Raw genomic sequence first — 12084 nt, 5'->3', positions numbered from 1 at the left:
GGGCCGATGAACCGGGCCATGGAACGACCGCCGTGACGCATCGAGCCCCCAACGGGACGCGATCGTCGCCCAACTCTCCCTACAGGGGCACGCGCAACGCACTGTCGATGCGCTCGGCCGCATCGTCGGCCCGTGCCGACCGACTGGCCACCAACTGCTCCCGCACCAGCCGCAGTCGACCGCGCAACCGCCGGGACTCCATTCCCCGGGCCCGCTCCGCCATCTCCGTGGCCGTCTGCGCCGCCCGATCGGCCTCGCCACGACAGAGTTCGATCTGACAGAGCATCGCCAGCCGGTGGACCCGTCCCCGGTCATGTGCCGGAGCGCCCACGGCAGCAGCCGCATGGTCATGGGCGGCCGATAGATCGCCGAGGCTGAGCAACGCCTCGGCGGCCTGCACATTGATCAGACCCGGTTGGACATAGCCGGTCTCCTCCGGCTCACCTGCCGGGTGGATGCGTGCCGCCTCGTGCTCCGCACGCCGGATGCACCGCAGCGCACCCGCACGGTCCCCGAGCCGGGCGTACGCCTTGGCCTGCGTGGCATAGAGGTCGGAGGCGAGGGCGGGCGTGATCTGCGCGCCCGCCGTCCGCAGCGCGGCCTCGGCGAAGGCCACCGCCTGTCGGTACTCCCCCAGCAGCAGGGACTGGTTGACCAACAGTGCGATCACATAGGCGCCGAGCCCTCGATCCCCACTGGCCTTGGCCAATCGCAACGCCTGGTGGAAGTAGCGCTGGGCGAGCCCATGGGCGTCGGAGTCATAGGCGCAGATGCCGGCCACGGCGACCAGCCCACCGGTGGCCCGGTGCAGTTGCCTGCCGAGTTCATTGCCGTAGGAGCCGCGCAGCAAGGGGGCGGTCGCGGTGGTGAGGAACCCGACGATGCGTGCCCGGGTCGCCATTCCGCCGGCCTTGCGGTACATCAACTCGTAGTGCGTACGGGCTGCTCGCAGGGTCACGATGTCGGCGGGAGAGACGCTCATCGGCCCGGCCCGCGAGACATCGGCGTCCTCCGGGGGGTTCTCCCACTCCCAGACGGGCATCACGGCCGATGTGCCCGTGACGGCGGGCGCCTCGATGACGTGGCGGCGCTGTTGTTCGTCCGAACGCCACAGGGCGGTGGCCCTCTCGACGAAACTGCACAGCGGTGAGCCCGTCTCCCCCACTCCTTGGCCGCTCACCCCTAGCCCGATGTCCCCGAGGGTCAGGGCGCGGTTCAGTCGCTCGGCGAGAACCTCGCAGATCAGATCGGGCACCTGTCCCCGGGGACGCTGCCCCTTGAGCCAGCGGGCCACCGCGGTGTGCTCGTACCGCAGTGACAACCCCTTGGCCCGACCGGCCCGGTTCACCCGGGCGGCGAGGCCGGCGTGGGAGAAACCAGCCTCGTCAAGCAAGGCATCGAGCAAGGTGTTGGGCTGCATGGGGCCCTCCGGAGGCTCAGTGGGCCCAGCGTAGTGGACGACCCATTCACACGGGGTGTGAACACAACGCCCCGACCGGTGGTGCGTGCGCTCTGCCGCACCACCCCGGGCGGTTGTTGACTGAGTGGCCTCTCATAGAGGCGGCCGGATCACCGCGCTCCCCCTCGTACAGCGCGGTGATCCTCCATCGCGTCGTCCGCTTCGCCTTCTGCCCGACACTCCGCGGCGGGGCGGACGACGCCGGCCGCATCGGCCATCAGCGGGCCAGGCCCAGGGGATCCAGGGCGTCCTGCTGGTGGGCGGGCTCCCCGCGGGGTCGGTGCACTGCTTCCCCACCGGGCGCCGCCCGCGGGCGGTCGTTGCGCAGTGCCAACAGAGCCGTGTCATCGCCGATCCGCCCCCGGGTGTGCCGAAGCAACTGCGCATGGACATCGGCGATCAGGGCGGCCGGCGCCGGCGGACCACCACGGACCGCCTGCCGCAGGTACGCCTCCAGGTCGAAGAAGGCGCCCGTGGCGTTCCGGGCGTCGGTCGCCCCGTCGGTGTGGAGGAAGAGGACCTCGCCGGGCAGCAGCGGTGCACCGTGCCACACCGGTGGGAGCGCGGGCAGGGGGAAGGTGCCGAGCGGAGGCAGCGGCTCTCCCCAACACAGCGGTCGTACCTCGGGCCCGAGCCGATAGGGCCAGGGGTGACCGCAGTTGAGCACCGTCAGGGTGCCGTCCCCTGCGATCTCCACCAGCAGCACGGTCACGAACTCCTCCACCGACGGCCCGTCCGACTCGCCGGTGCCCGGTGCATCCCGCGCCTGCTCGCGCAGATGCCGCTGGAGGGACCGTTCCAGCCGGCGCAGGACGCCGAGGAGTTCGGGCTCGTCGTGCACGGCCTCGCGGAAGCTGCCGAGGACGGCCGCGACGGCACCGATCGCAGGCAGCCCGTGGCCGCGGACATCGCCGATGATCATCCGTACGCCGTAGGGCGTGTCGACCGCCTCGTACAGATCGCCGCCGATGGTCGCCCCGCGGGTGGCCGAGCGCTGGACGGCGGCGATCGTGAGCCCGTCGAGTTCCGCGGGTACGGGCCGCAGCAGTACGCGCTGGGTGGCCTGCGCGACGGCCCTGACCCGGTTGAGCTCATCACCGAGATGACGACGGACGCCCACCACCAGACCCGTGCCGACGGTCAGGAGGATGGCACCTTCGACGATCCGCTCGCCGAACCCTTCGGGGTGGCTGGGCGGCATGAGGCGCCACAGCAGTGCCACGGCACCGCAGATGACGGCGAGTGTGAGGGGGGTGTTGACGCGCCGGGCCGTCGCACGTGCCGTATCGAAAGCACCCGATGAGCCGGACGAACCAAACGAACCAAACGAAGCAGATGAGCCGAACGAAAAAGACGAGCTCGATACGACAGACGAGCCCGATACGGCAGACGAAGGGCGTCCGTCGTCGCCGTGATGGTCAGGCTCTCGCCGAGGGCTCATCCCCAACGCGCCCTCGTGCAGCGGCCCGGCCGAGCGCCCTCGGCCATCGACGGTTCCACGCAGACCCGATAACCGGCGCACACCGGTCCTTCGGACCGTCGTATCCGTCTCGGCCGTGCCGGACGAGAGCGCCCGCTCACCGCTGGACGGGCGAGCGGTCCCCGTGGAATCGGCCGCCCACCACCGCGGTCGCAGACAGGCGGCCATCAACTGGAGGGTTCTCGACCGGAGCACGGTCGGAACGAGAGGTGAAGACCTGATGCGGATCATGCCGATGGTCCCCTCAGAAAGGCCCGGTCCGGCGCACCGGCCGCCCGATCGGCCGGGACGATCCCACCGACGGCAGCGCCTGCCGGTCGGTGATTCCGTCGATCGTGGCGGAACGGCGGAAGGGACGAGAACTCCGCCCTCCCTTCTCACCCGAACGAGTGAGACTGGGGGGTTTCACCTCGACAGAGGCAAGGGGCGCACCCGGATGACCGGATGCGCCCCCAAGGAGCGGACTGGAGCGATCAGGCTCCGCGGAGTACGGCTCCCGTGTGCTCGGTCGCACTCGCCACCGCGGTGTCCCGCGCGGCGGACGCCTCCTCGACCGTCAGGGTGCGGTCGGGCGCCCGGAAGCGCAGCGCGTACGCCAGGGACTTCTTGCCCGTTTCGATCTGATCGCCGGTGTAGACGTCGAACAGCCGGATGGATTCGAGCAGTTCGCCCGCGCCGAGCGTGAGGAAGTGCTCCACGGCCGCTGCGGGCACCGTCTGGTCGACGACGAGCGCCACGTCCTGGGTCGCCACCGGGAACGTGGAGATCCGGGGCGCGGGGAGCACCCCTTCCCCGGCGCGCTCGACCAGGTCCAGATCGAGCTCCATGGCACAGGTGCGGGCGGGCAGCCCCAGCGCCTTGATGACCCGGGGGTGCAGCTCGCCGGCATACCCCACAGGGGTCTTCACGCCGTCGACGGCCACGAACAGTCCAGCGCACCTGCCGGGGTGCCACGGCCCGTACTGCACCTGCTCGACAACGAGTTCGGCACCCGCCTCCGCGGCGAGCAGCCGAGCGGCCTGTACGGCATCGGCCCAGGTGGCCGGTCGGCCCTGGCCCCACCAGCCGGCCTGTTCACGGGCGCCCGCCAGCACCACGGCGGCGTGCCGCGGCTGTACGGGCAGTGCGGCGTCGAGTGCGGCGATCTCCGCATCGGTCGGCCTGCGGTCGACGGGGAGCGGTGCGGTCGTCCGCGGCCCAGCGGCCGGGTGGAAGACCACACCGGTCTCGAACAACGCCAGGTCATGGCTACCGCGCCCGTCGTTGCGGCGCAACGCCCCGAGCAGTCCGGGCAGCAGCGTGGTGCGCAGCGCGGGCTCTTCGTCGGAGAGCGGGTTGACCAGCTTCACCAGATTCCGGGCCGGGTCGTCGGCCGGAAGGTCGAGCTGGTCGAGGACCTGGGCACCGATGAAGGGGTAGTTCAGTGCTTCCACGTACCCCGCACCGGCCAGCGCCCGGCCGATGCGGCGGGTGAGCCGCTGCCGGTCGGTGAGGCCGCTGCCGGAGGTGGGCCGCGGAAGGGTGGAGGGGAGGTTCTCGTACCCCTGGAGGCGGATGACCTCTTCGGCGAGGTCGTTCGGTGCGGTGAGGTCGGGACGCCAGGACGGGATGGTGACGACGAGTTCGTCCTGCCCGTACACATCGCAGCCGACCTCTTGGAGACGGCGTACGACGATCTCCCTGCCGTACTCCATCCCGGCCACCCGGTCGGGGTGGTCGGCGCGCATGGAGACCGTGCGCGGCGCGGACGGGGAGATCACCTGGGTGACCCCGGTCTCGGCGGTGCCGGCGCCGAGGAGGACCAGCAGGTCGACGGTGCGCTGTGCGGCGGCGGCCCCGGCCAGCGGGTCCACTCCGCGTTCGAAGCGCCGCGATGCCTCGGAGGAGAGCTTGTGGCGGCGTGCGGTGCGCGCGATGGCGACCGGGTCGAAGTGCGCGGCTTCGATCACGATCTCGGTGGTGAGGCGCGCGACCGTACCGTCGGCGGGGGCTCCGTGATCCGCGTGGTCGGCGATCTCGGTGTTGGCTCCGCCCATGACACCGGCGAGGCCGATGGGCCCACGGTCGTCGATGATCACCAGGTCATCTGCGTCCAGGACGCGATGGACGCCGTCGAGCGTGGTGAGCTTCTCGCCCGCCTCGGCACGACGGACCCCGATGGCGCCCTCGATCAGCGTGCGGTCGTAGGCGTGCAGCGGCTGGCCCAGCTCCAGCATCACGTAGTTCGTGATGTCGACGGCGAGCGAGATCGGGCGCATGCCCGCCTTCTGGAGGCGGCGCTTCAGCCAGATCGGGGACCGGGCGTCGGGGTTGAGACCGGTGACGGTGCGCGCAGTGAACCGGTCGCAGCCGACCGGGTCGGCGACGTGCACCGGGTAGCCGTGGGCGTTCGGTCCCGGGACGTCGAGCAGCGCCGGGTCGCGCAGCGGCAGACCGTAGGCGATGGCCGCCTCACGGGCGACGCCGCGCAGGGAGAGGCAGTAGCCCCGGTCCGGGGTGACGGCGATGTCGAGGACCTCGTCGTAGAGCTCCAGGAGCGCGGTGGCGTCGATGCCGGGCTCGTACTCGGGCGGCAGGACGATGATCCCGTGGGTGCCGTCGTCGCCCATGCCGAGCTCGTCCGCTGAGCAGATCATGCCGCGGGACATCCGGCCGTACGTCTTGCGCTCGGCGATCCGGAAGTCACCGGGCAGCACGGCGCCGGGGAGTGCGACGACGACCTTGTCGCCGACAACGAAGTTCCGGGCGCCACAGATGATCTCTTGGAGCTCACCGGTGCCGTTGGACTGGCCGACGTCCACCAGACAGTGGCGGATGGGCTTCTTGAACTCGGTCAGTTCCTCGATGGCGTGGACCCGACCGACGACCAGCGGGCCGGTGAGACCGGCGCCGAGCTGCTCGACGCTCTCGACCTCAAGGCCGGCGGCGACCAGCTTCGCCTGTACGTCCCGGCCGGTGGTGCTCACCGGCAGGTCGACGTACTCCCGCAACCAGGAAAGCGGGACCCGCATCAGATCTCCATCCCGAACGGCCGAGTGAACCGGACGTCACCCTCGACCATGTCTCGCATGTCTTCGACGTTGTGGCGGAACATCAGCATCCGTTCGATGCCGAACCCGAAGGCGAATCCGCTGTACTTCTCCGGGTCCACCCCGCAGGCGACGAGCACCTTCGGATTGACCATCCCGCAGCCGCCGAGCTCGATCCAGCCCTCGCTGGAGCAGGTGCGGCAGGGGCGGTCCGGGTTGCCGACGGACTCGCCGCGGCAGACGTAGCAGACCATGTCCATCTCGGCCGAAGGCTCCGTGAACGGGAAGAAGTTCGGCCGCAGCCGGGTCTTCATGCCCTCGCCGCCGAAGAGCGCCTGGACCATGTGGTCCAGCGTGCCCTTGAGGTCGGCCATGGTCAGGCCCTCGTCGACGGCGAGCAGTTCGACCTGGTGGAAGACGGGCGTGTGGGTCGCATCGAGCTCGTCGGTCCGGTACACGCGCCCGGGACAGACCACGTAGACCGGGGGTTCGCGATCGAGCAGCGAGCGGATCTGCACAGGAGAGGTGTGGGTGCGCAGCACCACACCGGTACCCGTGCCCGCGTCTGACTCGGGCCCTTCGACGAAGAAGGTGTCGGCCTCACCGCGGGCGGGGTGGTCGGGACCGATGTTGAGCGCGTCGAAGTTGAACCACTCGGCCTCGGCCTGCGGGCCTTCGGCGACCTCGTAGCCCATGGCCACGAAGACGTCCTCGATGCGCTCGGAGAGCGTGGTCAGCGGGTGGCGCGCACCGGCGGGAACCCGGTCGTGGGGCAGGGTGACATCGACTGCCTCCTCCACCAGGACCCGGGCGTCCCGCTCGGCCTCCAGCTCGACCTGACGGACGGCGAGTGCCTTGTTCACGGCACCGCGGGCCTGGCCGACGCGCTTTCCGGCATCGGCCTTCGCCTGTGGCGGCAGGGCTCCGATCTCACGGTTGGCGAGCGCGAGCGGCGAGGTACCGCCGGTGTGCGCGACCTTCGCGTGGGCGAGTGCGTCGAGATCGCCGGCGGCGGCGAAGGCGGCGAGCGCCTCGTCCCGCATGCGCTCGATGACTTCCGGTTTCAGTGCCTCGACCTCGACTGGGTCATACGACTTGTTGGGTGCCGACATCTCTTCCCGTGTTTCCGATTGGCTGGTGGCCGCGGCCCCCACTCGACGACTGGGACGTAAACGTGCCAAGGGTCGAGTCTAAAGGTCGCGGACGGTTGCTGTTCCGGGGGACGGCCCGTGGGCCGGATGACCGGCGGGGCCGACTCGCTCTGCGATGGGCCCGCAGGGGCCCTCAGGCCAGATAGGCCGGGGCGCCGACGGGCAGGATAAATCGGAACTCGGCGCCGCCTCCGGGGCCCCGACCGACGGTGATGGTGCCGCCGTGCGCCTCGACGATGCCCTTGACGATGTAGAGGCCAAGGCCGGTGCCACCGCGTTTGCTCCCCCGCCAGAAGCGGGTGAAGACACGGCCCATCGACTCCTCGGGGATGCCGGGGCCTTCGTCGCTCACGGTGACTGCCGTGCCTTTCTCGTCGTCCGTCGCCGATGCCGGCGCCACCTCGATGGTGACGGTTCCGGCGCCGTGGCGCACCGCGTTTTCCAGCAGGTTGCCGAGCACCTGGTCGATCTTGTCGGGATCGGCCCAGAGATCGGGGAGTTCCCGGGCGATCCGGACGAAGAACCGATCCGGGCTCTGGCCGCTGGCTATGTGGGCCTGGACGTGGCGGCCCACGGCGGTCGCCACATCGACGGGCTGACGGCGCACTTCGAGCCGACCGGAGTCGATGCGGGAGATGTCGAGGAGTTCGGCGATCAGACGGGTGACCCGGTTGGCGTCCGCATCGACGGTCTCCAGCATCAGCCGCTTCTGATCGTCGGTGAACCGTTCCCACTTGGCCAGCAGGGTGGCCGTGAACCCCTTGACCGAGGTCAGGGGTGAGCGCAGCTCATGGGCGACGGTGGCGATCAGTTCCGCATGGCTGCGCTCGGTGCGACGACGCGCCTCCGTGCCGCGCAGACTGATCACCAGTCGGTGCACCGGGCCGGTGGGGTAGTCGCGTACGTAGCGGGCGGAGACGAGGACCTCGCGTCCACCGGGGAGCAGCAGATTGCGCTCCGGCTGTCCCACTCGGGTGGCGAGGCCGCCATAGGGGTCGGTGAGGGTCCACCAGCGGCGCCCCTTGAGGTCCTCCAGTGGCAGGGCGGTCTCCAGGGGCCGGCCGATGGCTTCGGTCCGTGCGACGGCGGTGATACGGACGGCGGCCTTGTTGAAGCAGATCACCCGGCCGGTCTCATCGGCCACGACGAGGCCGTCGGGCAGATCGTCGGGGTCGATGCCGAAGACCTCGGGATCGGCCGAAGGGCGCACCGATCGTCCATGTGTCTTCGCGGGCCCGCTCGTCCCGACAACCATCCCCGTACCCCACCTCTCCGCCAACACAGTGGGCCCCCGAGCCCGTCACCCTACTAGCTTGACGAGACCGTGCGGAGCCCCTGCGCGGTACTCCCACGGAGGTGAGCACCGCATGTCATCGTGCGCCCCCGGTGCGCTGGGCGCGCGCAGAGGCATAGAGGCATACGGCTGCGGCGGTCGCCAGGTTCAGACTTTCTGCCTTTCCGTGGATCGGAACCCTGACCACGGCGTCCGCGAGGGCTCGGGTCTCCTCGGGAAGTCCCCATGCCTCGTTGCCGAAGACCCAGGCCGTGGGGCCTCCCATCGTTCCCGCGTCCAGCGCGTCGTCGAGGTCGTCCTCGCCCGCGCCGTCGGCGGCCACCACTCTCACCCCCGCTTCCTTGAGCTGCTCGATGGCGGTCTCGACGGGCACGCCGACCGCGACGGGCAGATGGAAGTGCGAGCCGACGGAGGCACGGACCGCCTTCGGGTTGTAGAGGTCGACGGAGGCGTCCGTGAAGACGACGGCATCAGCTCCGGCAGCGTCAGCGCAGCGCAGGACGGTACCGGCGTTCCCGGGGTCGCGGACGTGGGCGAGTACCGCGACCAGTCGCGGACGGCTGCGCACGATCTCCTCGAAGGGCGAGTCGACGAAGCGGCAGACGCCCACCAGCCCCTGCGGGGTGACGGTCGTCGAGATGTCGGCGATGACGTCCTCGCTCGCGAGGTGGATCCGAGCGCCGGCCTCCTGGGCTGCGTCGATGATGTCCGCGTATCGCTCCGCCGCCTCGGGCGTGGTGAACAGCTCGCTGAGGGTGGCGACGCCGTCACTGCGGTGCCCGGCCGCCTCCCGCACGGCCTGCGGTCCCTCGGCCAGGAAGAGCCGGTCCTTGCCGCGGAAGTTCCGCTTCGCGAGCCGTCGCGCGGCGGCGACCCGGGTGGAGCGGGGTGAGATCAGCTCGGGGGCGGGCATGGACTCGCTTTCGTCTGCGGAGTTCGGCTACGGGGTGCGGTGGGGGCCGGTGGGCCCGACGCGGGCGGGAGCGCGGAGCGGCGCGGGGCGCCCTGACGCACTCGGACCCGTAGACCACGAGGGCCTACGGGTCCGATGCATCAACCGGGGCGCAGCGCTTAGGCGGCGGCCTTCGGCGCGTTGACGTCGGCCGGAAGGGCCTTCTGCGCCACCTCGACGAGCGCGGCGAACGCGTTGGCGTCGTTCACGGCGAGCTCGGCCAGGATCTTGCGGTCCACCTCGATGTTGGCGGCCTTCAGACCCTGGATGAGGCGGTTGTACGTCATGCCGTTCTGGCGGGCAGCGGCGTTGATCCGCTGGATCCACAGCTGACGGAAGTCGCCCTTGCGCTTCTTGCGGTCGTTGTAGTTGTAGACCAGGGAGTGGGTGACCTGCTCCTTGGCCTTGCGGTAGAGCCGCGAACGCTGACCGCGGTAACCGCTGGCCGCCTCGAGGATTGCCCGGCGCTTCTTGTGGGCGTTGACTGCCCGCTTGACGCGTGCCACTTGTTAACTCCTTGTAGCGGGGTCGTGGTTACTCATCACACGACCCGAATTCGATTGGGTCCCGGTCCTGACGTCCCTCGGCCTCCGTCACCGGAGGCGGAACGTCACTTGCCGAGAAGCTTCTTGATCTTCTTGGCGTCGCCCGGAGCCATCTCCGCGTTGCCCGAGAGGCGACGCGTCAGCGTGGACGGCTTGTGCTCAAGCAGGTGGCGCTTGCCGGCGCGCTCACGGAGCACCTTGCCGGTGCCGGTGATCTTGAAGCGCTTCTTGGAACCGCTGTGCGTCTTGTTCTTCGGCATAGCGCCGTTATCTCCTCGTCAGTGGCGCTCCCCCGGTGCCCGGGGGCACCGGCACTCAGGAGCGTCAGATCTTGGTTATTGGTTCCGGGCGGGACCCGGGGCGCCGGCGAGCGGCTGCCCCTTCGGTCACGACTCGGAGGGCGTCTCGACAGGCTCGTCGGCAGGCTCGTCCTCAGCCTGGACCTTCGTACCGGTGCGGTCTGCCTTGCGTGCGGCCTGGGCCTCACGCGCCTCGGCCATGGCCTCGGTCTTCTTCTTGTGCGGGCCAAGAACCATGATCATGTTCCGGCCGTCCTGCTTCGGGTTCGACTCGATGAATCCGAGGTCCTCGACATCGGAAGCGAGACGCTGAAGCAGGCGGAAGCCAAGCTCGGGGCGGGACTGCTCACGACCACGGAACATGATCGTGATCTTGACCTTGTCGCCCTGCTTGAGGAACCGAACGACGTGACCCTTTTTGGTGTCGTAGTCGTGCGGGTCGATCTTCGGCCGGAGCTTCATCTCCTTGATGACCGTGTGCGCCTGGTTCTTGCGCGCCTCACGGGCCTTCATGGCCGACTCGTACTTGAACTTCCCGTAGTCCATGAGCTTGCACACGGGCGGCCGGGCGTTCGCCGCGACCTCGACCAGGTCGAGGTCGTACTCCTGAGCAAGCTCAAGGGCCTTGGCGAGCGGGACGATGCCCACCTGCTCACCACTCGGACCGACAAGCCGTACTTCGGGAACGCGAATCCGGTCGTTAATGCGGGGCTCGGCGCTGATGGATCCTCCTCGGTAGCACCACGCGACCGACTGGAGGCCAGCCGCGTAACGTCTGTTGTGAGACCAACCGAGCCAGAACACGAAAAATGCCCCGGACGGGACACAGGCAGTAGCTCCGCGAATACCGGAACACCGCCGCGATCAACCGCGGGGCGCACATCGGGCGACTTCCATCGTCCGTACGGAACGATGGGCGCCGCCTGACCGGTGACCCGCCGCCCAGAGAGCGGCCAGGTGGGAGATCGGAGCCTCCACTTGTGGGCTGGGCACGCGCGTGTCCAGCCGGTCGTCACACAAGGTTAGCAGCTCCAGGAGGGAGGGGCTAACCGGCGGCCCGGATCGGCGTCGGCGTGGCGGGGCATATCGTGTGGGGCATGAAAGACGCGACACCGCACCCCGAGCAGCCCGAGCACACGGCTGCCGCCCAGACCCCCGACTTCGACGCCCTGACCCGCGACATCGCCGAGGTCCCGGCCGTCGAGGTGATCGTCACGGTCGCGGTGAACCTGATGAGCGCAGCCGCCGTCAAGCTCGGTCTGGCCGCCGACGACGCGGGTACCGAACACAAGGACCTGGACGAGGCGCGCAAGCTGGTGCACGCGCTGGCGGGCCTGTTGGACGCCAGCACCACGGAGATCAGCTCGTTCCACGCCGCTCCGCTACGGGACGGGTTGAAAACCCTCCAGCTGGCCTTCCGCGAGGAGTCCTTGGTTCCGGACGAGCCGGGCAAGGGCCCGGGCGAGAAGTACACCGGACCCGTCTACGGCTAACCGTTGCCAAGACCGTGGCCAGGTCTCGGCATTCCGGGCATTTCGGCCCGGAAGGTCCGTCACATCACCAAAGCGTGAGGGCTTCGGCTTGAGTACGGTCTCTCGTTTCCGTCTGCCGCTGGTGCGGCAGGGTTGCGCCACCTGCCCGCCCCGCACTCGTCTTGCGACGGGTGCGGGTGGCGCGGGTCTTCTGGTCGGCTCCACGAGGCTTCGACACCGCTGGTGCGGTGTCCTGGTCTCCGGCCACTCCGGTACCAGTTACTACGGCTGCCGCGAGGGCGGCGAGATTGAGTGCGGCGTTGTCGTCCCGGTCGATGACCAGGTGGCAGGCGTCGCACTGGTAGGTCCGGATGTGCAGCGGCAGCTTGGCTTTCACCGCGCC

Annotated in this window: 10 protein-coding genes and 1 pseudogene; 1 reads left to right on the top strand and 10 read right to left on the bottom strand. The window is 69.7% G+C overall.

Annotated elements, in window-relative coordinates:
* Positions 1-79: 79 nt before the first annotated feature.
* The 9 genes from ACFXJL_RS23555 to infC form a co-directional block, all read right to left on the bottom strand.
* Complete coding sequence (locus tag ACFXJL_RS23555; protein ID WP_358878196.1) at positions 80-1420, bottom strand: transcriptional regulator; 1341 nt, start codon at positions 1418-1420, stop codon at positions 80-82.
* 256 nt (positions 1421-1676) lie between these two features.
* The gene (locus tag ACFXJL_RS23550; RefSeq protein WP_384695371.1) at positions 1677-2681 is read right to left on the bottom strand and encodes a PP2C family protein-serine/threonine phosphatase; all 1005 of its coding nucleotides are present in this window, start codon (positions 2679-2681) and stop codon (positions 1677-1679) included.
* Between the two features lie 731 nt (positions 2682-3412).
* Positions 3413-5950 (bottom strand): phenylalanine--tRNA ligase subunit beta, encoded by a 2538-nt coding sequence (gene pheT / locus ACFXJL_RS23545; protein ID WP_384695368.1) that lies wholly within the window; start codon positions 5948-5950, stop codon positions 3413-3415.
* Positions 5950-7080 (bottom strand): phenylalanine--tRNA ligase subunit alpha, encoded by a 1131-nt coding sequence (pheS, locus tag ACFXJL_RS23540; protein ID WP_358878199.1) that lies wholly within the window; start codon positions 7078-7080, stop codon positions 5950-5952. The genes pheT and pheS overlap by 1 nt, the downstream gene beginning before the upstream one ends.
* 172 nt (positions 7081-7252) lie before the next feature.
* Entirely contained in the window at positions 7253-8374 is a 1122-nt protein-coding gene (locus ACFXJL_RS23535) for an ATP-binding protein (RefSeq protein ID WP_358878200.1), read from the bottom strand.
* Positions 8375-8489: 115 nt separating this feature from the next.
* On the bottom strand, positions 8490-9326 hold the full coding sequence (locus ACFXJL_RS23530; protein ID WP_384637306.1) for a TrmH family RNA methyltransferase: 837 nt from the start codon (positions 9324-9326) through the stop codon (positions 8490-8492).
* Positions 9327-9484: 158 nt separating this feature from the next.
* Entirely contained in the window at positions 9485-9871 is a 387-nt protein-coding gene (rplT, locus tag ACFXJL_RS23525; RefSeq protein WP_125652405.1) for a 50S ribosomal protein L20, read from the bottom strand.
* 104 nt (positions 9872-9975) lie between these two features.
* Positions 9976-10170 (bottom strand): 50S ribosomal protein L35, encoded by a 195-nt coding sequence (gene rpmI, locus ACFXJL_RS23520; RefSeq protein ID WP_250920741.1) that lies wholly within the window; start codon positions 10168-10170, stop codon positions 9976-9978.
* 126 nt (positions 10171-10296) lie between these two features.
* Positions 10297-11013 carry a translation initiation factor IF-3 gene (gene infC, locus ACFXJL_RS23515; RefSeq protein ID WP_329016239.1) on the bottom strand — a complete coding sequence of 239 codons (717 nt, stop codon included), beginning with the start codon at positions 11011-11013 and terminating at the stop codon, positions 10297-10299.
* A 293-nt stretch (positions 11014-11306) separates the two neighbouring features.
* Between infC and ACFXJL_RS23510 the strand changes: the two genes are divergently transcribed.
* Positions 11307-11702: a DUF1844 domain-containing protein gene (locus ACFXJL_RS23510; RefSeq protein WP_384695362.1), complete on the top strand. Its 396-nt coding sequence runs from the start codon at positions 11307-11309 to the stop codon at positions 11700-11702.
* A 64-nt stretch (positions 11703-11766) separates the two neighbouring features.
* On the opposite strand, the pseudogene ACFXJL_RS23505 reads toward ACFXJL_RS23510, so the two are convergent.
* Positions 11767-12084: pseudogene (locus tag ACFXJL_RS23505) on the bottom strand (IS607 family element RNA-guided endonuclease TnpB); the annotation flags it as partial.

The organism is Streptomyces sp. NPDC059256 (assembly GCF_042753785.1).
GTDB lineage: Bacteria > Actinomycetota > Actinomycetes > Streptomycetales > Streptomycetaceae > Streptomyces.
The sequence above is the reverse complement of the archived record's forward strand: the minus strand, read 5'-3'. Positions and strand labels throughout refer to the sequence as shown.